At 40.0% G+C, this 21,991-nt stretch carries 26 protein-coding genes and 1 other RNA gene; 17 read left to right on the forward strand and 10 right to left on the reverse strand.

Annotated elements, in window-relative coordinates; all coding sequences use genetic code 11:
* Window positions 1–3: 3 nt before the first annotated feature.
* The gene (locus I6F42_RS08415) at window positions 4–972 is read right to left on the reverse strand and encodes a calcium/sodium antiporter (protein WP_010554272.1); all 969 of its coding nucleotides are present in this window, start codon (window positions 970–972) and stop codon (window positions 4–6) included.
* A gap of 255 nt (window positions 973–1,227) precedes the next feature.
* Here I6F42_RS08415 and I6F42_RS08420 point away from each other — a divergent pair, with 255 nt between their 5' ends.
* From I6F42_RS08420 to murA, 7 genes are read left to right on the forward strand one after another with little or no spacing between them, the layout of a single operon-like run.
* The gene (locus I6F42_RS08420; protein WP_076915496.1) at window positions 1,228–2,043 is read left to right on the forward strand and encodes an ATP-binding cassette domain-containing protein; all 816 of its coding nucleotides are present in this window, start codon (window positions 1,228–1,230) and stop codon (window positions 2,041–2,043) included.
* The gene (mlaE, locus tag I6F42_RS08425) at window positions 2,043–2,822 is read left to right on the forward strand and encodes a lipid asymmetry maintenance ABC transporter permease subunit MlaE (protein ID WP_002957949.1); all 780 of its coding nucleotides are present in this window, start codon (window positions 2,043–2,045) and stop codon (window positions 2,820–2,822) included. Before I6F42_RS08420 ends, mlaE begins: the two co-directional genes overlap by 1 nt.
* A gap of 13 nt (window positions 2,823–2,835) precedes the next feature.
* The gene (gene mlaD, locus I6F42_RS08430; protein ID WP_002957950.1) at window positions 2,836–3,384 is read left to right on the forward strand and encodes an outer membrane lipid asymmetry maintenance protein MlaD; all 549 of its coding nucleotides are present in this window, start codon (window positions 2,836–2,838) and stop codon (window positions 3,382–3,384) included.
* Between the two features lie 5 nt (window positions 3,385–3,389).
* Window positions 3,390–4,070: a phospholipid-binding protein MlaC gene (locus I6F42_RS08435; RefSeq protein ID WP_007580315.1), complete on the forward strand. Its 681-nt coding sequence runs from the start codon at window positions 3,390–3,392 to the stop codon at window positions 4,068–4,070.
* A complete protein-coding gene (locus I6F42_RS08440; RefSeq protein ID WP_010554274.1) occupies window positions 4,063–4,356 on the forward strand; it encodes a lipid asymmetry maintenance protein MlaB in 294 nt (97 codons plus the stop codon). The genes I6F42_RS08435 and I6F42_RS08440 overlap by 8 nt, the downstream gene beginning before the upstream one ends.
* A 5-nt stretch (window positions 4,357–4,361) precedes the next feature.
* Window positions 4,362–4,619: a BolA family protein gene (locus I6F42_RS08445; protein ID WP_002957953.1), complete on the forward strand. Its 258-nt coding sequence runs from the start codon at window positions 4,362–4,364 to the stop codon at window positions 4,617–4,619.
* A 13-nt stretch (window positions 4,620–4,632) separates the two neighbouring features.
* Entirely contained in the window at window positions 4,633–5,892 is a 1,260-nt protein-coding gene (gene murA, locus I6F42_RS08450) for a UDP-N-acetylglucosamine 1-carboxyvinyltransferase (protein ID WP_010554275.1), read from the forward strand.
* Window positions 5,893–5,992: 100 nt separating this feature from the next.
* Here the strand turns inward: murA and I6F42_RS08455 are convergent, their stop codons facing one another.
* The 3 genes from I6F42_RS08455 to I6F42_RS08465 form a co-directional block, all read right to left on the reverse strand.
* A complete protein-coding gene (locus I6F42_RS08455; RefSeq protein WP_007580320.1) occupies window positions 5,993–7,075 on the reverse strand; it encodes a trypsin-like peptidase domain-containing protein in 1,083 nt (360 codons plus the stop codon).
* Between the two features lie 102 nt (window positions 7,076–7,177).
* Complete coding sequence (locus tag I6F42_RS08460) at window positions 7,178–8,530, reverse strand: Do family serine endopeptidase (protein WP_197151791.1); 1,353 nt, start codon at window positions 8,528–8,530, stop codon at window positions 7,178–7,180.
* Window positions 8,531–8,661: 131 nt separating this feature from the next.
* Complete coding sequence (locus tag I6F42_RS08465; RefSeq protein ID WP_197151794.1) at window positions 8,662–9,105, reverse strand: YhcB family protein; 444 nt, start codon at window positions 9,103–9,105, stop codon at window positions 8,662–8,664.
* 134 nt (window positions 9,106–9,239) lie between these two features.
* On the opposite strand from I6F42_RS08465, the gene zapE reads away from it, so the two are divergent.
* The 8 genes from zapE (at window position 9,240) to I6F42_RS08505 (ending at window position 15,769) form a co-directional block, all read left to right on the forward strand.
* Window positions 9,240–10,328, forward strand: coding sequence for a cell division protein ZapE (gene zapE / locus I6F42_RS08470; RefSeq protein ID WP_010554277.1), 1,089 nt, complete (start codon window positions 9,240–9,242; stop codon window positions 10,326–10,328).
* A gap of 285 nt (window positions 10,329–10,613) precedes the next feature.
* Entirely contained in the window at window positions 10,614–11,042 is a 429-nt protein-coding gene (gene rplM, locus I6F42_RS08475; protein WP_007378318.1) for a 50S ribosomal protein L13, read from the forward strand.
* A gap of 8 nt (window positions 11,043–11,050) precedes the next feature.
* Complete coding sequence (gene rpsI, locus I6F42_RS08480; protein WP_024590200.1) at window positions 11,051–11,443, forward strand: 30S ribosomal protein S9; 393 nt, start codon at window positions 11,051–11,053, stop codon at window positions 11,441–11,443.
* Window positions 11,444–12,023: 580 nt separating this feature from the next.
* Window positions 12,024–12,614 carry a ubiquinol-cytochrome c reductase iron-sulfur subunit gene (petA, locus tag I6F42_RS08485; protein ID WP_007580333.1) on the forward strand — a complete coding sequence of 197 codons (591 nt, stop codon included), beginning with the start codon at window positions 12,024–12,026 and terminating at the stop codon, window positions 12,612–12,614.
* A complete protein-coding gene (locus tag I6F42_RS08490; protein WP_007580335.1) occupies window positions 12,614–13,879 on the forward strand; it encodes a cytochrome b N-terminal domain-containing protein in 1,266 nt (421 codons plus the stop codon). The genes petA and I6F42_RS08490 overlap by 1 nt, the downstream gene beginning before the upstream one ends.
* Window positions 13,876–14,625, forward strand: coding sequence for a cytochrome c1 (locus I6F42_RS08495; protein ID WP_007580337.1), 750 nt, complete (start codon window positions 13,876–13,878; stop codon window positions 14,623–14,625). Before I6F42_RS08490 ends, I6F42_RS08495 begins: the two co-directional genes overlap by 4 nt.
* Window positions 14,626–14,705: 80 nt before the next feature.
* Window positions 14,706–15,332 carry a stringent starvation protein SspA gene (gene sspA / locus I6F42_RS08500; RefSeq protein ID WP_002957965.1) on the forward strand — a complete coding sequence of 209 codons (627 nt, stop codon included), beginning with the start codon at window positions 14,706–14,708 and terminating at the stop codon, window positions 15,330–15,332.
* Window positions 15,332–15,769, forward strand: coding sequence for a ClpXP protease specificity-enhancing factor (locus I6F42_RS08505; protein ID WP_007580339.1), 438 nt, complete (start codon window positions 15,332–15,334; stop codon window positions 15,767–15,769). The genes sspA and I6F42_RS08505 overlap by 1 nt, the downstream gene beginning before the upstream one ends.
* Window positions 15,770–15,828: 59 nt before the next feature.
* Here the strand turns inward: I6F42_RS08505 and dolP are convergent, their stop codons facing one another.
* Genes dolP through I6F42_RS08525 form a run of 4 tightly spaced genes read right to left on the reverse strand, consistent with a single transcriptional unit; the run spans window position 15,829 to window position 19,282 of the window.
* A complete protein-coding gene (dolP, locus tag I6F42_RS08510) occupies window positions 15,829–16,395 on the reverse strand; it encodes a division/outer membrane stress-associated lipid-binding lipoprotein (protein WP_007582867.1) in 567 nt (188 codons plus the stop codon).
* Window positions 16,388–16,981 (reverse strand): SIS domain-containing protein, encoded by a 594-nt coding sequence (locus tag I6F42_RS08515; RefSeq protein ID WP_002957968.1) that lies wholly within the window; start codon window positions 16,979–16,981, stop codon window positions 16,388–16,390. Before I6F42_RS08515 ends, dolP begins: the two co-directional genes overlap by 8 nt.
* A gap of 32 nt (window positions 16,982–17,013) precedes the next feature.
* The gene (locus tag I6F42_RS08520) at window positions 17,014–17,385 is read right to left on the reverse strand and encodes a YraN family protein (protein WP_010554278.1); all 372 of its coding nucleotides are present in this window, start codon (window positions 17,383–17,385) and stop codon (window positions 17,014–17,016) included.
* Between the two features lie 19 nt (window positions 17,386–17,404).
* Window positions 17,405–19,282, reverse strand: a complete 1,878-nt coding sequence (locus tag I6F42_RS08525) for a penicillin-binding protein activator (protein ID WP_007582872.1) — start codon at window positions 19,280–19,282, stop codon at window positions 17,405–17,407.
* A 61-nt stretch (window positions 19,283–19,343) separates the two neighbouring features.
* On the opposite strand from I6F42_RS08525, the gene rsmI reads away from it, so the two are divergent.
* Both rsmI and rnpB read left to right on the forward strand, forming a co-directional pair.
* Complete coding sequence (rsmI, locus tag I6F42_RS08530) at window positions 19,344–20,201, forward strand: 16S rRNA (cytidine(1402)-2'-O)-methyltransferase (RefSeq protein ID WP_010554279.1); 858 nt, start codon at window positions 19,344–19,346, stop codon at window positions 20,199–20,201.
* A 42-nt stretch (window positions 20,202–20,243) separates the two neighbouring features.
* Window positions 20,244–20,608: RNase P RNA component class A (rnpB, locus tag I6F42_RS08535), an RNA gene on the forward strand.
* A gap of 324 nt (window positions 20,609–20,932) precedes the next feature.
* Here rnpB and I6F42_RS08540 read toward each other — a convergent pair.
* Together I6F42_RS08540 and I6F42_RS08545 are read right to left on the reverse strand one after the other, a co-directional pair.
* Window positions 20,933–21,451, reverse strand: coding sequence for an HD domain-containing protein (locus I6F42_RS08540; RefSeq protein ID WP_010554280.1), 519 nt, complete (start codon window positions 21,449–21,451; stop codon window positions 20,933–20,935).
* Between the two features lie 155 nt (window positions 21,452–21,606).
* Entirely contained in the window at window positions 21,607–21,933 is a 327-nt protein-coding gene (locus I6F42_RS08545) for a hypothetical protein (RefSeq protein ID WP_197151796.1), read from the reverse strand.
* Window positions 21,934–21,991 lie beyond the last annotated feature (58 nt).

The following is a 21,991-nucleotide window of genomic DNA, read 5'->3' on the forward strand; positions in this document are numbered from 1 at the left end:
CATTTACCCTACTTGACTAAAAATATACCCTTGGTAACCCAAAAACGCTATTAGCAATAAGCCGCCTTCTACTCTATTGATACGTTGGGTGCCTCTAAAGTTCAATGACATAATAATAAGAGCAAGTGTTGCGCCAATCATAATTAATACGTCTCGGCTTACTAATGATGGGTCAATGGCAGAAGGGTTAATAATACCGGCAAGTGGTAATACCGCTAGAATATTAAATATGTTTGAGCCAACAATATTACCTAGTGCTAAATCATCTTCATTTTTAAGTACACCTGCAACCGAAGCGGCAAGTTCAGGCAAACTAGTACCGATGGCAATAATTGTTAAGCCAATGACTAGGTCGCTTAAGCCGAAGTATTTAGCAATATCGACAGCCGAACCTATTAAAAAATGAGAGCTAACAGGTAGGAGTATCATGCCGACAACTAACCAAAATACCGCTTTTTTCGTAGGTACATCGTTAGGTACGTCGTCGCAGGCTTCTGAGACAAATGGATCATCTTGGTTTTTCGCACGCATAGATACAATAATTAACCCACCGATGAATACGATAAAGCCAACCAAAAGTGCAACACCTTCATTAAATGAAAAGTAGTTATCTGAGAACACATACCAAGTAACTAAAGATACGAGCATCACTAATGGCATTTCACGTTTTAACGTACTAGATGAAACTGAAAGAGGGCGAAATAGAGCAGTGATACCTAACACAAGTAAAATGTTTGTAATATTAGAGCCAACAGCATTGCCAACCGCTGTGTCGGTTTTATTAGCCAGAGCGGCAGAGGCAGAAACCATCATTTCGGGTGCTGAAGAGCCCATAGCTACCACGGTTAGACCAACAATAAGTGTAGGTACACCAAAGTTTTTAGCAAGAGCCGCAGCGCCATAAACAAACCTGTCTGCACTCCAAACAAGAGCTGCAAAACCAAGAATTAAAATAACAAACGAGGTAACCATTGTGTTAAGCCAGTTATACAAAATACGGATGGCGCGAATAGTAACAAAAGCCAAGATGAAAGTATAAATAAAAGAGTAAGGTCAACTACGTAACAATACTGCTTTTAAACAGCTAATTTAAAAATTTAAGCCGGGGTTAAGCTGTTTTGAGCGAGTCTTATAATCCTTTTCATGGGTGTATTACAAAATCTTACGAATTGTTTTTTCCATCTTTGACAAAAAAGCTTTAAAATAGGTGCACTAGTGAACATTTTTATGGAGAGCGACTTGTCGCAATCAATAGTAGAAGTCAAGGATGTTAGCTTTTCGAGAGGCAATAGAACTATATATAAAAATATGAGTTTTAGCGTTCCTAAAGGTAAAATTACTGCGATCATGGGGCCAAGCGGAATTGGCAAAACCACTATGTTGCGTTTAATTGGTGGTCAGCTTAAACCAGATTCAGGTGATATTTTATTTGAAGGTGGCAGCATTCCTAAAATGTCTCGTAAAGAGTTATACGAAGCACGTACTAAAATGAGCATGCTTTTTCAAAGTGGTGCGCTGTTTACTGATATGTCGGTATTTGACAATATTGCGTTTCCTATAAGAGAGCACACAAAGCTAAGTGAAGACCTTATCCGATTAGTTGTATTAATGAAATTGCAAGCGGTTGGGCTACGTGGCGCTAAAGATTTAATGCCCTCTGAGTTATCGGGCGGTATGGCAAGACGTGCTGCACTTGCGCGCGCTATAGCACTTGATCCAGAGCTAATCATGTACGATGAACCATTTGCAGGACAAGATCCTATTTCGATGGGCGTATTGGTTAAGCTAATTAAGTCGCTTAACGAAGTATTGGGTTTATCGTCTTTAATTGTTACACACGATGTGACAGAGGTAATGAGTATTGCCGATCACGTTATAATTATCGCCGATCAAGGTGTAATTGGTTGTGGTACTCCTGATGAAATGCGCAATCATGAATCTCCTTTAGTTCAACAGTTTTTAAAAGGCTTGTCGGATGGTCCAGTACCATTTCATTTTCCGGCTCAAGCTTATGCAGATGAACTGCTTGGAGAAAAAGCATAATGTTGGATTTATTTCAAAAGCTAGGGCATAAAACGCTAGGACGTTTTGCGGCTCTTGGCCGTTCGGCTTATATGCTATTTAGTGCGCTTGCGCATGTTCCTAATTTTAAAAAAGGCACACCGTTACTTGTTCGCCAACTTTATATGGTCGGTTCGCAATCGTTGCTGATTATTATGGTGTCGGGTTTGTTTATCGGCATGGTGTTGGCTCTACAAGGTTACACCGTATTAGTTGGTTATGGCGCTGAGGATAGTTTAGGGCCGTTAGTGGCACTGAGTTTATTGCGAGAACTGGGCCCGGTTGTTACTGCATTACTATTTGCAGGACGCGCAGGTAGCGCATTGACTGCTGAAATTGGCTTAATGAAAGCAACAGAGCAACTTTCATCACTTGAGATGATGGCAATCGATCCGCTAAAACGTATTATTGCACCGCGCTTTTGGGCGGGTTTTATAAGCATGCCATTGCTTGCATTGATATTTTCAGCCGTAGCAATCATAGGCGCTCATTTAGTGGGTGTAGATTGGCTGGGGGTTGATACAGGTAGTTTTTGGTCAATCATGCAATCACAAGTGTCGTTTCAGCAAGACATACTAAACGGTATTATTAAGAGTTTTGTATTCGCCATAGTGGTGACCTGGATTGCGCTTTATAAAGGATATGACTGTGTGCCGACCTCAGAAGGGATCAGCAAAGCAACCACCGAAACGGTTGTTCATTCGTCATTAGCAGTTTTAGGTTTTGACTTTATTTTGACAGCGGTAATGTTTACCAGCTAATAGGGTATAGATAATGAATTCACGGAAATTAGAAATTTTAGTTGGTTTTTTTGTAGCACTTGGCATTTTAGCTTTTGCGATGCTCGCACTTAAAGTTGCCAATTCAGGTATTAGTGGCTCTGGCGAAACATATACGCTTAATGCCAAGTTTGAAAATATTGGCTCATTAAAAGCGCGTGCGCCGGTAAAAGTAGGTGGTGTTGTAATTGGTCGTGTTGAATCAATTTATGTACACCCACAAGAGTTTTTACCAGTGGTAAACATGACCATTGATGCACAGTATTTATGTCGCTTTTCAGACACAAGCTCAATCTCTATTTTAACGTCGGGTATTTTAGGTGAGCAGTACTTAGGTATTCACCCTGTCATTTCTCCAGATTCGGCTAAGCAACGTTGTTTAGGCGAAACAGTGACTGAGAACAAGCAAGATGAAGCAATTGACGATTTATTTGGTGTGGAAAGCAAAGCACTAGGTGATGGCGATTCAATTACTGACACTAAGTCTGCCATTGTACTTGAAGAATTAATCGGGCAGTTTTTATTCAACCAAGGTAGTGAGTAATTATTATGTTGAAAAAGTTTTTAGCTATTGTAGCAATTGGCACAATGACGCTAACTCAAAGCGTAAGTGCAGCAGATGTGAAATTAATCGATCCAAATAAAATGGTACGCCAAGTTGCCGATAATACATTTGCACGTATTAAAAAAGATCAGCCATTAATTGTTAAAAATCAAGAGCATCTTCGCGTAATCGTTGAAGAAGAATTAATGCCTTATATCGACTACAAATATGCAGCACTTCGCGTACTAGGTAGTGAAGTATCTAAAGTACGTGCAATTACCGACGAAGCTGAAAAAGCCAAAGCAATTAAAGAAATTCAACGCTTTATTGGTGTGTTTAGAGAGTATTTAGTTGCTACTTATGCAGGTGTATTCACTCAATATACAAACCAGAAAGTTGAGTTTGGTGCAGAACAAGCATTTAAAGGCAAAGATGTCGTTGTCGTTAAAACTAAAATTATTGAAGATGGTAAACCTGATATCAGAATCGATTTTAAAGTACGCGAAGACCGTGATGGTGAATGGCGCGCGTACGATATGATTGCTGAAGGTATTAGTTTACTAGACGCAAAACAAAGTGAGCTACAAGGTATTTTGCGTCAGCAAGGTATTGATAATGTAAGTAACCTTTTAGAGCAAAAGAGTCAGCTACCAGTTCAGTTTAGAGGCAGTAACTCGAATGACTAAATTGGCAATAAGCCAAGTTGATGGACAACATTTTCGAGTAAACGGTGAGCTTACTCGAAATTCAATTGGCGATGAACAGCTTCTGAACAACAAGCTATTAACCAAGCATAAAATCATCTATTTCGACCTAAGTGGTGTATCTAGGGTTGACACAGCGGGCTTAGCTTGGTTAATTCACTCTTTTGCAGAATTAAAGCAGCAAGGCATTCGCCTTGAATTGCAAAACCTACCTGAGCAATTGCAAAATTTAATGCAATTGGGTCAGGTTACAACCCTATTTGAGTGAGAGTTATGGAAACTAGCCAAGTCGAAACATTATTACGCGAAGAACTTCAATTAGCTGAAGTACATGTAAAAGCCAATGGTAGTCATTATGAAGTTGTTGCAGTAGGTGAATGCTTTGACGGTTTAAGCCGAGTTAAAAAGCAGCAGCTAGTTTATGGCCCATTAATGAATACAATTTCAGATGGCACAATTCACGCAGTATCTATTCGTGCATTTACTCCTGTAGAGTGGAAGCGTGAACAAAAATTTATTTTACCGCAATAAATAGGGCCTCTTAATGGATCAATTTGTAATTCAAGGTGGTACTTCACTTGCTGGTGAAGTGACTATTTCTGGCGCTAAAAATGCCGCACTTCCTATTTTGTTTGCTTCATTATTAGCTGATGGAAAAAGTACATTTACTAATGTACCGCGTCTTCGCGATATAGTGACCACAGAAGCCTTATTAAAAACTCTAGGCGCTGAAGTTAATTGGCACGGCGATACGCTAGTGATTGACGGCGCAACGGTCAATAAAACATTAGCGCCATACGACTTAGTTAAGCAAATGCGTGCCTCTGTACTTGCATTAGGCCCTTTAGTTGCACGTTTTGGTGAAGCTCAAGTGTCTTTACCTGGTGGGTGTGCTATTGGTGCTCGCCCTGTTGATATACATATTCAAGGTTTGGAACGCATGGGCGCACAAATAAACGTTGAAAATGGTTATATTAATGCCAAGGTAAACGGTCGCTTAAAAGGCGCTGAAATCTTTATGGAAATGGTAAGCGTAGGCGCTACCGAAAATCTATTGATGGCAGCAGCCCTCGCTGATGGTAAAACCATACTTGATAATGCTGCACGCGAGCCCGAAATAATTGATTTAGCTAACTGCTTAATTGCTATGGGCGCTAAAATTACGGGTGCAGGCACTAGCCGCATTGAAGTTGAAGGCGTTGAGCGTTTAGCAGGCTGTGAGCACAGCATTTTACCAGACAGAATAGAAACAGGTACATTTTTAGTCGCTGCAGCAATGGCAGGAGGTGAAGTACTTTGTAAAAACACTGACTTTCATTCTCTTGAGCCTGTGATTGAAAAGCTACGCGCAACAAATGCACACTTAGAAGTACATAACGACAGTATTTATCTTGATATGCGTGGCCGAGAACTGAGAGCCGTGAATATTAAAACAGCTCCACACCCAGGTTTTCCTACGGATATGCAAGCTCAGTTTACAGCATTAAATGTAGTAGCAAATGGTAGTGCAACGATTACGGAAACGATTTTTGAAAACCGTTTTATGCATGTACCTGAGTTACAGCGTATGGGTGCTAATATTCGTTTAGAAGGGCATACCGCAATTTGTGGTGAGACTGAGAGCCTAACGGGCGCGCAAGTGATGGCAACCGACCTACGCGCTTCAGCTAGCTTAATCTTAACGGGTATAGTGGCACAGGGTGAAACGGTTGTTGACCGTATTTATCACGTTGATAGAGGCTATCAGCGCATTGAAGATAAGCTAAGTGCGTTGGGTGCAAATATTAAACGTCGAAGTAGTTAAGTAGATATTTAACTAGCTAAGCTATTTTAAAAAGGTCGGATACGCAAATTGCTATCCGACCTTTTTATTGACGATTTATGAAAGTTGGTATTATTCTTTATTAAAGCTTTGTTTCAAGCTCAGCTACCACCACCATGATTTTTTCTATTTTACCATTCCGGTAAAGCTCAAATTCTATTTCTTTACCTGGTTCTGTATTACCTATTTCTTCCAGCACTTTTTGTGGATTTGCTACCGAAAGCCCTGCAATTTTAATAACAATATCTTGCTCTTCAATACCCGCTTGCCATGCTGGTCCCAAAGGGTCTAAATTAGTAATACGCATGCCAGTAACTGGGGTTAGGCTGTCGTTTACTTCCTTGCCGGTACTATCTACTGCTGTGCCCTCAAAGCCTAAATAGCCGCGCACAACGCGACCATGACGAATGAGCTTACCCATTACTTTTTTAGCAAGTGAGTAAGGAACCGCAAAGAATATTCCTTGAATATTCAAGTTCTCACGCGTTTTAAACTGCGCAGAAGTAATACCGACTAAATCACCATTGGAGTTAACTAATGCGCCGCCAGAGTTGCCCACATTAATAGCCGCATCCATTTGCAATAAGTTATTGTACGGACTGTCTGTAATTTTTTGCTTACCCGTTGCGCTAATAATGCCTTGCGTGATTGTTTGGCCTAAATTAAGCGGGTTACCTATGGCAAGTACAACATCGCCTACACTGGATACATAGCTATCATTTACAGGAATTACCGGAAGGTGATCTGCATTTATTTTAAGTAAGGCTAAATCAGTAATAGTATCAAAACCAATTAGCTGTACATCAAAAAAGCGTCTGCCATCGGTTAGAATAACCATAATTTGATCTGCATTATTAACAACATGGTAGTTGGTAAGAATGTAACCGTCTTGCGACATGATGACGCCAGAGCCTAGCTCTTGTACCGTGTTTTTTCTTTTATAACGAGGTTCTTTGGAAATACTTTCTGAAAAAATAGTAACCACAGAAGGAGCTGCTCGTTTAACTGCATCAGAAAAACTCAGGTGACTCGAACTCATTGCGCTTGGTAGGGGAACATTTGGAAGTAAAGCCGCTCGCATATTAGGGCTGAAAAAAACCACTAAAAAAGCAATACTTAGGCCTGCAAATAAAGGGGGAAGAATAAATTTTATTAGTTTCAGCACGATTTTCTTATTATGTAAGTGAGCAATCTCTTTATGATGACATAAAAAAAATAACAGCGGCAAGTGCCACTGTTATTTTTATTACATTAATAGTGCTATTTATTACTGAATTAAAATAAATATAGACTCACGACCACGTTGCACGCCAAGTACTATATTACCTTTTGTACTGTCGATGATTTTATTCATGTCGCGAATCGTTTCAACTCGTTGACGATTCACTTGCATAATAATATCACCTTCTTCAAGGCCAACACGGGCAGACGGTGAGCGAGGGTCTACAGAAGTAACCTCAACACCTTTATTACTATTCTTTTGTACATTTTCAAGTGTCGCGCCTTGGAATGCAGGATGCAGCTCTTCACCGGTCGCTGTAACACCTGATGCACCATCAAGGGTTACTTTCACTGTTTTAATTTTACCATCGCGGTAAATGCCTAGTTTTATCTCACGGCCTTCACCTAGCGTAGCAATTTTGCTGCGTAGTTCATGAAAGCCACTAATGTCGCCACCGTTTATGCTAACAATAACGTCACCAGCTTCAATTCCAGCCTTACTTGCGGCAGTGTCGTCCATTACTTGCATTACATAAGCACCTTGTTTGACATCAAGTTGCTGTGCTTTTGCAAGTCCAGCATCAAGTGGACGACCAGAAATGCCTAACGAGCCTCGACGCACTTCACCATGTTCAATAATTTGATCGACTAGATTTTTCATCATATTAGATGGAATCGCAAAACCAATGCCCACGTTGCCGCCAGAAGCACCTAAAATAGCGGTATTAATACCAATCAACTCACCATTAAGGTTAACTAAGGCACCGCCAGAATTACCTTGGTTAATAGCTGCGTCGGTTTGAATGAAATCTTCGTAGCCCTCAATGTTTAAACCACTTCGACCAAGGGCACTAACAATACCAGAGGTAACTGTATGGCTAAGGCCAAACGGGTTACCAATCGCAACCGCAAAGTCACCCACTCGTAAATTATCTGAGTTGGCGAGTTTGATTTCAGTTAAGTCATCAGCGTCTATTTGTAAAAGAGCGATGTCTGATTCTGTGTCAGTACCAATTTTAGTTGCTTCAAATTCACGGCCGTCTTCGAGAGTAACTACCATTTTTTCGGCGTCTTGGATTACGTGGTTATTAGTCACTACATAGCCCTCATCAGCATCAATAATGACCCCAGAACCTAATCCACTAAATTGGCGTTTTTGACTACGAGGCTGTTGCTGTCCAAAAAAGTATTCGAGAGGATCTGCGCGGCGGCGTACTTCTTTAGAGCCTGAAACTTGGATACTTACAACACCAGGAGATATTTTCTCTAGCATGGGCGCAAGAGTGGGTAGTTGTTGACCATTTACTGCAATTGGCATTTTTGCATAAGACGCTACAGGGTTCATTAATAAGCTTGTAGATAAAATAGCTGCGCTGATAAGTGATAATTTCATTTTCATAGTCAGGGGTAACTCCACTTAAGATAAAGCAAAAACAAAAAGGGCTACTTTAAAAGCAGCCCTTTTTGGTTTATTAAGATAAAACAACAAAGCTGTTATATCTAAAGACTATGGGGTCTAAAAAAAGTTCATCAAGATACTTTAGAATGTTCTGAAACTTTATTTTGACCAGCAAATAAACCAGATTCACCCGATACATAATCAGCTGGTTGTGCTGCGGCTGAAGAACGATCTGAACGACGCTCTTTTAAAGACGCTTGTAGTTGTTCTGTTGTTTCTTTAGAAAAATAAGGTTCTGCTGGTGCTTTATTTCTATCTTCTAAAAGAAGTTGGTTTGTTTCTTCAACGTGACTAAGCAGTTGGTCATAGTTTTCTTTCATTTTATTTACGAGCTTGCCAGTATTCGCTAAATGATCAGCTACATCTTGACGATACTGCTCTAACGCATTTTCAGCTTGCTCTGCCTGCTCTTTTAATTCATCTTGTTTGAATTGTTTTTTAGTAACAAATGCGCCAATAAAAAATGCTACAACAGCAACAATAACAATCAAACCTACCCACATAACTGTGCCCATAAAAACTACCCCTTTGGGAAATAACTAACGAATGCTTGATTCAATTATAAATCATACTAAGTGTAATATACCCCGAGTTATGATGCGTGTTAATATACTTTGCAAATTAAACTGTGTTTTAACTGTAAATAGATATGACTCCTTGGCAAACATACCAACAAGACTTAAAGCGAGATGACTTTGTACACGACGCAGCACAAGAAAATGCTGTGCGCCATTTACAACGTCTATACGATGACCTAACTCAGGCAAAGCCAAAACAAAAAGGTTTTTTTGCTAAGTTATTTAGTAAAGATGAACCTGCGCCTATAAAAGGTTTGTACTTTTGGGGTGGAGTAGGGCGTGGTAAAACTTATTTAGTTGACACTTTTTACGAATCACTACCGGGCACACGTAAAATGCGCGTGCACTTTCATCGATTTATGCACCGAGTGCATAATGAGCTTAAAAAACTAAACAATACGGCTAATCCATTAGAAAAAATAGCCGACACTTTCAAAGCAGAAACAGACATAATTTGTTTTGATGAGTTTTTTGTTCAAGACATTACCGATGCTATGTTGCTAGGTGGCTTAATGGAAGCGCTATTTGCACGGGGTATAGTACTTGTTGCTACATCTAATATAGTGCCTGATGAGCTTTACAGAAATGGCTTGCAGCGTGCCCGCTTTGTCCCTGCTATAGAACTGGTTAAGCTCAATACAGAAATAGTTAATGTAGACTCAGGTATTGATTATCGGTTGCGTACCTTAGAGCAAGCCGAAATTTTTCATAGTCCGTTAGATAAAGAAGCGGATAAAAACCTATTTGAATACTTCGATAAGCTATCGTCAGAGCCTGGACAATTAGATGAGCCGATAGAGATAGAAGGTCGTTTAATCAAAACGCGAAAAGTAGCCAAATGCGTGGTGATGTTTGAGTTTAGTGAATTGTGCGAAACAGCGCGTAGTCAGGTTGATTACATGGAGATTAGCCGCTTATATAACACGGTGATTATTTCTAACGTAAAACAGCTTGGGCAAACTAATGATGATGCTGCTAGACGCTTTATTGCTTTAGTGGATGAATTTTACGAGCGCCATGTAACTTTAATTATATCGGCTGAAAAACCTATTACCGAACTTTATACCCAAGGTAATTTAAACTTTGAATTTAAGCGCTGTATAAGCCGTTTGCAAGAAATGCAGTCTCTAGAGTATTTAGCTAGAGAGCATTTGGTTTAAATAAGTAGGTAAAAGTATAATAGGTTAGCCATTAAAAATAAGAGGTGCATATATAGTACTTCTTATTTCTAAAATTTCTTGTGGAAAAAACAACCGGCGAGTAGCAATGTGTTTTAAGTGCTGGTATACTCCCGCGTCTGCCACGTTGCGTTCTATGCCCTCATATAGTCTAGCCACTTGTGAGCGGCGCAAAAGTCTAAAACTCGAAGGGGTTATAGCAAACTTAGAGCAGTAGTTAATATTAACTACTTGTGGTTTTAATTGAAAAACATTGGATTTTTATAAATGAAAACGTTTGTTGCTAAACCAGAAACAGTAAAACGTGACTGGTACGTAGTTGACGCTGAAGGTAAAACTTTAGGTCGCATCGCTACTGAAATCGCTCATCGCTTACGCGGTAAGCATAAAGTTGAATATACACCGCACGTAGATACTGGTGATTATATCATCGTTATCAACGCTGAAAAAGTTACTGTAACTGGTAACAAATTCAAAAACAAAGTGTACTATTCACACTCTGGTTTTCCAGGTGGTCTTAAGTCTACTACTTTTGATAAACTTCAAGCTGCAAAGCCTGAAATGATCATCGAGAAGGCTGTTAAGGGCATGTTGCCACGTGGTCCTTTAGGCCGCGCTATGTACCGTAAACTTAAAGTTTACACAGGTACTGAGCACAACCATGCTGCACAACAGCCTCAGGTTCTAGACATTTAAGGAGCACCATCATGGCAAATCAATACTACGGTACAGGTCGTCGTAAAAGTTCAAGTGCTCGCGTATTCTTACGCCCAGGCACTGGTAACATCGTAATCAACAAACGCTCTCTAGAAGAGTATTTTGGTCGCGAAACAGCACGCATGGTTGTTCATCAAGCTCTTGAGCTAGTTGATATGACTGAAAAATTTGACCTTTACATCACCGTTTCTGGTGGTGGTACAACTGGTCAAGCTGGTGCTATCCGTCATGGTATCACTCGTGCACTTATGGAGTTTGACGAATCATTACGTTCACAACTTCGTAAAGCAGGTTTTGTTACACGTGATGCACGTAAAGTTGAACGTAAGAAAGTGGGTCTTAAGAAAGCGCGTAAGCGTCCACAGTTCTCAAAACGTTAATCTATACGTTATCAAGAATTCAAAAACCCAGCTTATGCTGGGTTTTTTGTTTTCAAATCAAAATGTTTACATTTGCAACTTAATATAAAGTTATTTATATCGACGGTGATACTGGGTGATTGCAGCAATTAATGATGATCAAATTGATTAATAACTGCGTATTAATCAAACGAAAGTTAAAAAACACTCAGATAGCTGCAAAAAAGTTAAATAATTATCGTAATTAGTTTAAATCCATCAGTTAATTGGTGGAATTTTTTGCTACAATTGGCATTGAAGTAAAATGAGTGAGTTTAACCGCACTATGTACAGTTTTTACTGTTTCCTCTTAGTGGTGTTGATCTTGGTCAGTATATTGTTTTTACAGAAGCGTTATTATAGTCGTTCGGCTTTATTCTCGAGCTTACTTAATCAAATTTTGATCAAGTTAGTTTTATTCGAGCATAGGGCTTTGAATAACCTTGTTTTAATCAAGGGTTTTAATTATGATCGCTTCTATTTTAAAAATTCGAATAATTAACCTGCTGTAACTGATGTTCTCAATATAGCAAGTGTTGAGAATCATAGTGGAGATAAGTGGATGAGCAATGCGCCTGTAGACAATGGCCGACGTCGCTTTTTAACCATAGCTACCTCTGTTGTAGGTGGTGTTGGTGCGGCTGGGGCTGCTGTTCCTTTTATTGCGTCTTGGAATCCAAGTGAGCGAGCTAAATCTGCGGGTGCGCCTGTAGAAGTAGATATCAGCAAACTTGAACCGGGACAATTAATACGTGTCGAGTGGCGTGGTAAACCTGTATGGGTTGTATCACGGACCCCAAAAATGCTTGAGCAAATGAAAGAACATGAAGGTCAACTTCGTGATCCGCATTCGCAAGAGCCACAACAATTAGAATCATCAACAAATGATTACCGTTCATTACGTCCAGAAATCTTTCTGGCTGTAGGTATTTGTACGCATTTAGGGTGTTCACCTGGCTTTTTCCAAGGTAACTTTAGTGAGAAAGTTGAAGGAACCGATGATGGCTTCTATTGCCCATGTCATGGTTCTAAATTTGATATGGCTGGCCGTGTATTTCAATCGGTACCTGCTCCATTAAACTTAGAGATACCACCTTATACTTTTCTTGATGAGACCACTATTTTAGTGGGCGAAGAAAAAGGGGCAGCCTAATGTTTGGTAAGATTATTGGTTGGATAGACGACCGTATCCCAATGACACGTGTTTGGAACATGCACATTGCACAGTATCCAGCACCTAAAAACTTTAACTTCTGGTACTTTTTTGGCTCATTAGCCATGTTGGTACTAGTAAACCAAATCCTAACAGGTATTTGGTTAACGATGAACTTTGTTCCGTCTTCTGAAGGCGCATTCGCTTCAGTAGAATACATCATGCGTGATGTAGAATATGGCTGGTTATTACGTTACTTGCACTCAACCGGTGCATCAGCGTTTTTCATCGTTGTATATATGCATATGTTCCGTGGCATGATCTACGGTTCTTATCAAAAACCACGTGAGTTACTGTGGTTATTTGGTATGTTTATTTTCTTAGCGCTAATGGCTGAAGCATTCATGGGGTATTTATTACCATGGGGGCAAATGTCGTTCTGGGGTGCACAGGTAATCATCTCCTTATTCGGGGCTATTCCGGTTATTGGTGATGACTTAACACTTTGGATCCGTGGTGACTATGTAATATCAGGTGCAACGCTTAACCGCTTCTTTGCATTACATGTAATTGCACTACCATTGGTTATCGTAATCTTAGTTTTCTTACACATTGTTGCTCTACATGAAGTGGGTTCAAATAACCCTGAAGGTATTGAGATTAAACGTAAGAAAGGCTCAGTAGCTGAAGAAGATAAGCCTAAATTTAAATTTCATGAGTATTACACTGACAAGAAAGATATTGTTGATGCGATACCATTCCACCCTTACTACACAGTTAAAGATATTGTGGGTGTGGTTGGTTTCTTAATATTGTTCTGTTGGGTTGTGTTCTTTATGCCAGCGATGAATGGCTTCTTTTTAGAAGGTCCAAACTTCGAGGCAGCTAACCCACTTAAAACACCTGAGCATATTTTCCCGGTTTGGTACTTTACGCCATTCTATGCAATCTTACGTGCAATCCCTGATAAGTTAATCGGTGTTGCGGCGATGGGTGCATCGATTGTGGTACTTGCGTTACTACCTTGGGTAGACCGTGGTAGAGTTAAATCGGTTCGTTACCGTTGTGGTTTCCATAAATGGAACATTGCAGGTTTTGTTGTAACTTTCGTTCTTCTAGGTTGGGTGGGCGCAACTCCACAAACTGATATGAAAACGATTATTTCTCAAATCTGTACTGTGACTTACTTTATGTTCTTCGTACTGTTGTTTGTATACAGTAAGAACGAAAAAACTAAGCCATTGCCAGAGAGGTTAACGAAATGATGAAGAAGCTTATTATTGGTTTATTTGCTTTATCAGTAAACTTGTTGCCGAACATGGTTATGGCAGCGGGTCCATCGGTTCCTTTAATGGAAGCGAACAACGACCTTACTGATCAACCATCTTTACAACGCGGTGCAAAGTTGTTCATGAACTACTGTCTTGGTTGTCACCAAATGCAGTATCAACGTTATGAACGTACTTTTCGTGATATCGGTATCCCAACAGAGGTTGGTTTAGAGCAGTTGATTTTTGACGGTTCTAAAGTTGGTAGTCATATTACTAACGCGATTACAAAAGACGATGCAGCAAAATGGTTTGGTGCGGCTCCGCCGGATTTAACTCTAATTGCTCGTGTAAAATCACCAGATTATATTTACACGTACTTAAAATCGTTTTATAAAGATGAATCTCGCCCGTTTGGGGTTAACAACATTGTTTTCCCATCGGTAGGTATGCCTCACGTTCTTCAGGAACTACAAGGTTTACCAACACCTATCACTAAAGAAGTACAAGAGCATGGTCACACTGTGACTAAAGTTATTGCTACTGAAACAGATGGTACGGGCGAATTAAGCATAGATGAATACGACCAAGCGGCTCGTGATTTAACAAACTTCCTTGAGTACGTGGGTGAACCTTCGCGTCTTGAATCGGAAGCGCTAGGTATTAAGGTAATAGGATTTTTAATTATCCTGTTTATCTTGGCATTTATGCTTAAGAAAGAATACTGGAGAGATGTTCATTAGGTTGAACATTTTTAAAGGTAATTTTGCAATAGGGGCTTAAGCCCCTTTTGCTGTTTTAGTTATTTAATGGAGGTATAGGCATGGCCGTAGCTGCCAATAAGCGCCCTGTAATGACCCTTTTTTCTGGTGCTAACTGTATGTATAGCCACCAAGTACGTATTGTACTTGCGGAAAAAGGTGTAAGTGTAGATATTCATTTGGCTGAAAAAGATAACTTGCCAGAAGCACTTCACGAAATTAACCCTTACGGTACAGTGCCAACACTGATTGACCGTGAGCTTGGTTTATACCAGGCAAACATCATCATGGAATATCTTGATGAACGTTTTCCTCATCCTCCACTAATGCCTGTTTACCCGGTAATGCGTGGTCGTAGCCGCTTAATGATGCATCGTATTGATACTGATTGGTACAGCCTAGCTGACAAAATCAGTAACAACACGTCAGACGCTGCTCAAGCTCGTAAAGAGCTAACAGAAGCATTGCTTGCTGTAGCACCTATTTTTAGCGAAGCACCTTACTTTATGAGTGAAGAGTTTAGCTTAGTAGACTGTTATTTAGCTCCACTATTATGGCGTTTACCAGAGTTTGGTATTGAGCTTAATGGTGCAGGTTCTAAAGAGCTTAAAGAGTACATGATCCGTTTATTTGAACGTGAGTCATTCCAGGCCTCTTTAACTGAAGCTGAGCGTGAGATCCGTTTATAATGACGCCTAATCGTCCTTATTTATTACGTGCTTTTTTTGATTGGATAGTCGATAACGAGTGTACACCGCATTTAGTGGTAGACGCTGGATTTGCAAATGTACAAGTGCCAACACAATTTGTTCAAGACGGACAAATTGTTTTAAACATAAGTCCATCAGCGGTCACACAGTTTTCGTTAGACTTAACCCAACTTAGCTTCAGTGCGCGCTTTGGTGGTCAGCCAATGCAAGTGTATGTACCTCTAGGTGCTGTGCTTGCAATATACGCGCGTGAAAATGGCGAAGGAACAGTCTTTACCGCAGATGAGTTTTTAGAGGACGAAGACGATTTTGTGCCAGAGCTTGAAAGTGTTGATTCATCAGCTGAGTTTATTGATGAAACACCACCAGAAAAGCCTGAGAAGAAAAAAGGCTCTCATTTACGCGTTATTAAATAATAAGTAAATGCCAAAAAAAACCGCTGAATAAGCGGTTTTTTTATGTCTGTATTTTGTGTTTACAAGTATTCAAATACTTTAATTACACGCTCTACGCCAGAAACATTGCGGGCAATATTTACAGCTTGAGTTGACTCAGAGTCAGATACTAAGCCCATTAAAAAAACTTCAGCATTTTCTGTCACTACTTTAATGTTATTACTGCTAATGTCTTTTGCTGTTAGTAGCTGGGCTTTGACTTTAGAAGTTAGCCAAGAGTCGTGAGTTTGTGTAGTAATGCCAGTATTTGAGCCAATACGAATTTGGTTATGTATTTTACGAATACCTGAAACGCCCTCAATGGTGCGCTGCGCTTCGTTTCTCATTTCTTCGTTAGATACTTGGCCAACAAGTAAAACAATACCGTTAACGCTTACAGCGCTTATATTGGCAAACTTTTCAAGACGTTCTACTTCGCTAAGTGCAATACTGGCTTTTATTTCAATATTGTTATCGTCAATTTGAGAGCCAATAGTACGGCGGTCGTTCGCTGCAGTTACTGCACTGGCTGTACCTGCAACAACAGCGGCTGCGCAGCCTTGCAGTAATACAACAGTACCTAAAACAATAAGAGAGCGTTTAAACATAATTTTCATCCTGAGGGAAAAGCGTTAAATCAACAAGTTCGCTTAAACAATGTAAGTTAACTAAATGGGATTCGATAATGCGGCTAGGGCGTTTAGATGGCGATCTAATTTCAACATCGTTAGGTCCAAGTAGGCCTACCAACTCGCCACCATCATCACCAACCATAACTATGACCTTCATATCTTTAGTTAGTGCAGCTTCAACGGCAGAAATAACATGTTTTTCGTTACCGTTTATAGCCAGTACAAGCAATAAATCACCTTGTTGGGCAAAAGCGCGGACTTGGCGAGCAAATGTATCGTGATCGTCCACTTGAGTACTTTGCCCCAGATTAACGTTTTCTTGCGATAGAGCAATTGCAGGTAAGCAGGGACGTTCGGTTTCATAATGATTAACCAACACACCCGCCATATGCTGAGCGAGCATGTGGCAATTTGCAGTACCGCAGCAAATGAGTTTATTTCCGTTGATCAGACTTTGTGCAATAGTAAATGCAGCTGACTCAAGCGCACTAGGTAGCACTTCACCAGCAGCGATTTGAACTTGAATGCTTTCTGTAAAAATTTCTTTAATTGTGTCTTGCATAGCCTACCAATAATTTATCTTTGTATTTGCGTTTAAAATACATTTTTAAGCCAATTAATATTAGGAGATGCTTCTCCTGTAATGGCTACATAATCAATTCTTAGAGCTTGGTTAGTTAAATTTTTAGCTGCTAAGTAATGATAAATACTACGTTTTAATCGAGCTTGTTTTTGTGGACTAAGCGCATAGTTGGCACCGCCACGAGCATTATTTTTGCGAAACTTAACCTCAACGAATACAAGGGTATCGCCTTCTTTCATAATGACATCAAGCTCACCAAAGGGGCAGTAATAATTACGTTCTATGGGTGTTAGCCCTTGAGTAACTAAGTATTTTTGCGCTTCAAGCTCATAATACTGGCCTTTTTCGCGACTATTGTGCCACAGCTCTTTAAACCACGACATGCCGCCCCCTTAATTAAGTTTAATTGATAGTTTGTATGTCACCCGCTGATTGCATAAACAATGGTACAGGGCGTTGTGTTTCTAATTGCACAGGCTTAATGCGACGGTTTGTATATTGAGCCCAGTCGAGCGTGCGTTCTATATGGCCGCTGGTATTAACAGATAACTTACCGCTTAAACCACTATATTGATTGCCTGGCATTACGCTTAACTGCCTGATGTCATGTAATATTGATACAGCATCGTACGCCATTGCAAATAAGCGTTGGCTAATATCTACTTGCTCTGGCCATAACGAATCATACTGCTGGCGTAAGTTATGTTGTTTAATTTGCGAATCGAGCATCCACGGCAATTCAGTGAAGTATAGGCCGTCTAAGTCGCCTTTGTCAGTACTGTCAATTTGTTTACTATGACTTTTAGAGCTGGCATAAAGTGGAATACGATCTGCAAATGTACTTACGTTTACATCAAGGTAGGGTTTAATTAAGCGTGTTTCTATTGCATCACCCAAAATATAAATAACGTCTATATCACTACGCGAACGGGTTTCGTTTTCTACTTCCTGTTTAAATAGTGCTTTAATCGTTTTTATGCGCTCTTTTGATTTATCAACTTCTAACAAGCTGGTAATTGTATTAGGCATATCTTTTTTATCGTTATAAAAACCTATTTGCGGCTTGGTTTCGCTATAGCGTTGCCACTGTAAGTTAAAGTAATCAACCAAGCGTTGGCCATTTGCGTTATTTGGTGCAAGCAACATAGGTTTTTGATAGCCCTTAGTTAAAAAGTGTTCTAAGGCTTGTTGTACTTCGTGCTCAGGGTTTAGTGCAAAGTAATAATGCTGAAGCGAAATGCGCTCACCATCAAAGGTGTTTAAATGTAGTACCGGAGTATCAATAAGAGTTTGTGCATTGGCAAGTTTATCAATATTTGCTTTAAGTAGAGGACCAATTACAAAGTCAGGCTTTATTTCTTCAAGTTGCGCTGCAATTTCTTCTGTACTTAGGTTTTCATCAATAAAAATAGTGTCGTTGATATTTTGCGTATCAAGTGCAGCTAATACGCCAGCTTTAAGGGCATCACCTAAACGTTCGTTAGGGCCCGATTGTGGAAACAGCACAACTAAGCGCTCTATATTGATAGGAGCAAGTTCAGTAAGCATTTCATCTTGTTCAGGTAATACAGTAAAAGCCGGATGCCCAATATAGCGTCTGCGCCAATTGTTGATCGCTTGATCTAACTCTACGCCACTACTTGCATATACTTGATGATATAACGCTAGGTTAGCCCACCCTTGCTGAATAACGGAACCACGGTTAAAGCGTTCAAGCGCGTAAGAAGAAAGTTGCTTTAAGTTATCCCACAAATTTTGATTAAGTTGAGGGATTTCTATATTATTTTTTGTTGCTGTTTCAGAGGCTCTAAAAAAGTAGGGTGCAGCTTTTTTAGGAAAATTTTGCGATGCGTAAATGCTGGCCGTTAAAAACTGATGCCAAGCAAAATGCTCAGGTTGAGTCAGTTGTCCGTCTAGCGACTGTAAAATAACCAAAGCTTGATCATTTTTATTCTGTTGTTTTTGTGCAAATGCAATATAAAGGCGGTTCTGGATTTGATCAACACTTGCGGTTAATTCAAGCTCATTCCCAATTATCTCTAATAAAGGCCAGTTTTGCTCACTAATTGCTGCATCACGGGCGCTATACAATAACTGTATTTTATCGGCACCTTGGCGGTTTTGCGCCAATTGATAGATAGATTGCGCACTGGTTGCCTGATTTTGCAGTGCATTAGTGCGGTTACTTACGTTATCGCTGTTTTTAGTTGGTTTTTCGGTTGTGCTACACGCCGATAACCCTGACAATATAATTAATAGACTAACTAGTTTAAGTCGCACAATGATTTCCCAATACGTTAACGCGATTTGCTTATATTACTGACTGACGCAGGAGACCTCAATGTTAAATGAGGAGAATTCACAGAAAATTGGCACTCTTTACATTGTTGCCACCCCAATTGGCAATTATGACGACTTAAGTCACCGTGCCATTGCGACATTATCGCAAGTTGACTTAATAGCTGCTGAAGACACTCGCCATACCGGCAAGCTACTTAGCCACTTTGGTATTAAGGCAAAAACGTTTGCATTACACGACCACAACGAAAAACAAAAAGCACAACAAATTATTGATCAACTTAATCAAGGTTTAAATATTGCTTTAGTATCTGATGCTGGTACACCGCTAATTAGTGATCCAGGCTACGCTGTTGTAAATCTATGCCGCGAACAAGGCGCTCATGTTACACCTGTTCCAGGTGCATGTGCTGCAATTACAGCCGTGTGTTGTTCAGGTTTACCAACCGACCGTTTTCAGTTTATTGGTTTTACGCCAGCTAAAAGCAAAGCTCGCCAAGACTTTTTTACCGAAGCTGTTAACTCAGGCATTACCAGCATAATGTACGAAAGTACGCACCGTATTATGGCAAGCCTTGATGATTTAGCACTAGCCCTTGGTGATGAGCAGCAAGTTGTGTTTGCTAAAGAGCTAACCAAAACCTTTGAAACATTTTTTAATGGTAGTGTAAGTGAGCTTAAACAGTTTTTAACTGATGATCCTACCAAGCAGCGCGGCGAAATAGTGCTTATGCTTCCGGGTAAACCAAAGCAAATAGACGATGTTCCGCCTGAAGCGCGCAAAATGCTGGCACTTCTTGAGAGTGAAATGCCAATGAAAAAGGCCTGTGGCGTTGTAGCCGAATACTTTGGTATGAAGAAAAACGCTTTATACAAAACAATTATTGAAGAAAAAGAGTAAATTTTACTGCGCTTGGTATTAGCCTCATGTATACTGCGCGCCGAGTCAGCCAAGATGATCGCTGCCTGTGACGAAAATGATCAGGGGGAGGAAAGTCCGGGCTCCATAGGGCAGAGTGCCAGCTAACGGCTGGGGGGCGTGAGCCCACGACAAGTGCAGCAGAGAGGAGACCGCCAATTTTCGGATTGGTAAGGGTGAAAGGGTGCGGTAAGAGCGCACCGGGCCGCTAGTAATAGTCGGTTGCAAGGTAAACTCCACTCGGAGCAAGACCAAATAGGGTTCCTTATGGCGTGGCCCACGTTGGAACCGGGTAGGTTGCTTGAGCCATAGAGCGATTTATGGCCTAGACGAATGATTATCACTTTCTTCGGAAAGGACAAAACCCGGCTTATACGGCTGACTCACTCATTCAATAAAAAGCCCGCAGTTAACGCTGCGGGCTTTTTTGTGGTTGTAAATAAAATAAGTGTTCAACTCTCAGTCTCCGCTGTCAAATTAATGCTTTTTTGAGTTAACAGGTTTCAGATTTTAGGCTGAAACTGATCAAATTTTGTGTTTGGGTTATGCTGTAGGCACCGCTTTAGCGGCACTGGTTAAATTTAAGGGCTTACAAAAGTAAATTACTGAGCAAAGTTTAACACCCGTTTGTAAAAGTGAAACTAAACCCCAAAGTGACAGGTTTATCTGGCTAATCTTCATTTTAAATAAAAATAATAGCTAAATTGAGGGCACTATTTAGAGAAATACTCAGCTCTTCTTTTCAAGTATTCATTATACAGCGAGAGGCTAGATATTGCGCAGATGTCAGCAACCTGATCTAACCAGAAAAAGTAATCTACCTTGCGTTCAGGTGACCAACCAGAAGGTATTGTACAAGCATTAGAGCACAGGTCAGCTAATTTGATACGCTTTACCGAGATTGACTTACTCGGAAGCATTTTAAGCGTTTCTTCTCTTCGCTCCTCTAAAGATAGCGATTTATCGTCAGTAAGGGCTTCTACTAATTCCAGAACACGATTACCACAGGTTTTATAAATCTCCCCTCTTGTAATATCAGTGTCCTCTAAAATGTCATGCAGTATTGCGGCGCATAGCTCATCGTTTTCATCAATTTCAGCGATATCAGTTAGTAGGACTGCCACTTCTATCAAATGATTTATATAGGGTGACTCATCTGACTTTCGCTTTTGCTGCGCATGATATTTTGAAGCCAGATCCAGTGATTTAATTAAAAGCTTGTTTGAGCTCATTTTAGCAACCTTAAAGTAATATAAACTAAAGTCATAGTTGAGAATCCACGGTAAAAGTAACCCAGATCAACCTTTTTATCAGCGTAAAATAACACTATGAAAGTAGCTTCTTAATCTCGAAAGTGGTTAGTCTTGTTTAGCCACCCAAGTAAGAGTTATTTTATGTACTCATCATATTGACGTTGTAATTCCAACCAAGTTGCAGCGCTAATTTTAGTCGCTTTTTCTAGTTTGTCGGCTAGCACAGAGTTAACAGCCAAGTTAGCTACCATAAATTGTTTTAGAGTCTCGATTTCTATGTTTGTTTTATCAGCAAGGTCTTGAGTGCCTTTAGATTCAAATTTATCTAAGCAATTTCGCTTAAAAAAGTTCGAAGGGTGTTTGCGAAACCCACCACTGGGTCGCTTTACTAGTTTTAAATACTTAAGGGGAGTAATTTTGCTGCGTTTTATAAAGTTATAATTATTTATGTGGTACCTCATAGCTCTTATGGATGTTTTGGCTAGTTAATTATGGGTAGTAAATTAAATATTTCATTGT

The sequence above is a fragment of the Pseudoalteromonas sp. SWYJZ12 genome (genome assembly GCF_015864395.1).
Lineage (GTDB): Bacteria > Pseudomonadota > Gammaproteobacteria > Enterobacterales > Alteromonadaceae > Pseudoalteromonas > Pseudoalteromonas arctica.

Bases quoted from the DNA above. Each gene is read 5' to 3' on its own strand.
- petA (WP_007580333.1), top strand. From the start codon at position 12,024: ATGAGCAATGCGCCTGTAGACAATGGCCGACGTCGCTTTTTAACCATA.
- I6F42_RS08460 (WP_197151791.1), bottom strand. From the start codon at position 8,530: ATGAAAATGAAATTATCACTTATCAGCGCAGCTATTTTATCTACAAGC.
- rsmI (WP_010554279.1), top strand. From the start codon at position 19,344: ATGTTAAATGAGGAGAATTCACAGAAAATTGGCACTCTTTACATTGTT.
- I6F42_RS08445 (WP_002957953.1), top strand. From the start codon at position 4,362: ATGGAAACTAGCCAAGTCGAAACATTATTACGCGAAGAACTTCAATTA.
- I6F42_RS08515 (WP_002957968.1), bottom strand. From the start codon at position 16,981: ATGCAAGACACAATTAAAGAAATTTTTACAGAAAGCATTCAAGTTCAA.
- I6F42_RS08505 (WP_007580339.1), top strand. From the start codon at position 15,332: ATGACGCCTAATCGTCCTTATTTATTACGTGCTTTTTTTGATTGGATA.
- I6F42_RS08420 (WP_076915496.1), top strand. From the start codon at position 1,228: ATGGAGAGCGACTTGTCGCAATCAATAGTAGAAGTCAAGGATGTTAGC.
- I6F42_RS08520 (WP_010554278.1), bottom strand. From the start codon at position 17,385: ATGTCGTGGTTTAAAGAGCTGTGGCACAATAGTCGCGAAAAAGGCCAG.
- mlaE (WP_002957949.1), top strand. From the start codon at position 2,043: ATGTTGGATTTATTTCAAAAGCTAGGGCATAAAACGCTAGGACGTTTT.
- mlaD (WP_002957950.1), top strand. From the start codon at position 2,836: ATGAATTCACGGAAATTAGAAATTTTAGTTGGTTTTTTTGTAGCACTT.
- I6F42_RS08540 (WP_010554280.1), bottom strand. From the start codon at position 21,451: ATGAGCTCAAACAAGCTTTTAATTAAATCACTGGATCTGGCTTCAAAA.
- zapE (WP_010554277.1), top strand. From the start codon at position 9,240: ATGACTCCTTGGCAAACATACCAACAAGACTTAAAGCGAGATGACTTT.
- I6F42_RS08440 (WP_010554274.1), top strand. From the start codon at position 4,063: ATGACTAAATTGGCAATAAGCCAAGTTGATGGACAACATTTTCGAGTA.
- rplM (WP_007378318.1), top strand. From the start codon at position 10,614: ATGAAAACGTTTGTTGCTAAACCAGAAACAGTAAAACGTGACTGGTAC.
- I6F42_RS08490 (WP_007580335.1), top strand. From the start codon at position 12,614: ATGTTTGGTAAGATTATTGGTTGGATAGACGACCGTATCCCAATGACA.
- dolP (WP_007582867.1), bottom strand. From the start codon at position 16,395: ATGTTTAAACGCTCTCTTATTGTTTTAGGTACTGTTGTATTACTGCAA.
- I6F42_RS08415 (WP_010554272.1), bottom strand. From the start codon at position 972: ATGGTTACCTCGTTTGTTATTTTAATTCTTGGTTTTGCAGCTCTTGTT.
- sspA (WP_002957965.1), top strand. From the start codon at position 14,706: ATGGCCGTAGCTGCCAATAAGCGCCCTGTAATGACCCTTTTTTCTGGT.
- murA (WP_010554275.1), top strand. From the start codon at position 4,633: ATGGATCAATTTGTAATTCAAGGTGGTACTTCACTTGCTGGTGAAGTG.
- I6F42_RS08495 (WP_007580337.1), top strand. From the start codon at position 13,876: ATGATGAAGAAGCTTATTATTGGTTTATTTGCTTTATCAGTAAACTTG.
- I6F42_RS08435 (WP_007580315.1), top strand. From the start codon at position 3,390: ATGTTGAAAAAGTTTTTAGCTATTGTAGCAATTGGCACAATGACGCTA.
- I6F42_RS08545 (WP_197151796.1), bottom strand. From the start codon at position 21,933: ATGAGGTACCACATAAATAATTATAACTTTATAAAACGCAGCAAAATT.
- I6F42_RS08465 (WP_197151794.1), bottom strand. From the start codon at position 9,105: ATGGGCACAGTTATGTGGGTAGGTTTGATTGTTATTGTTGCTGTTGTA.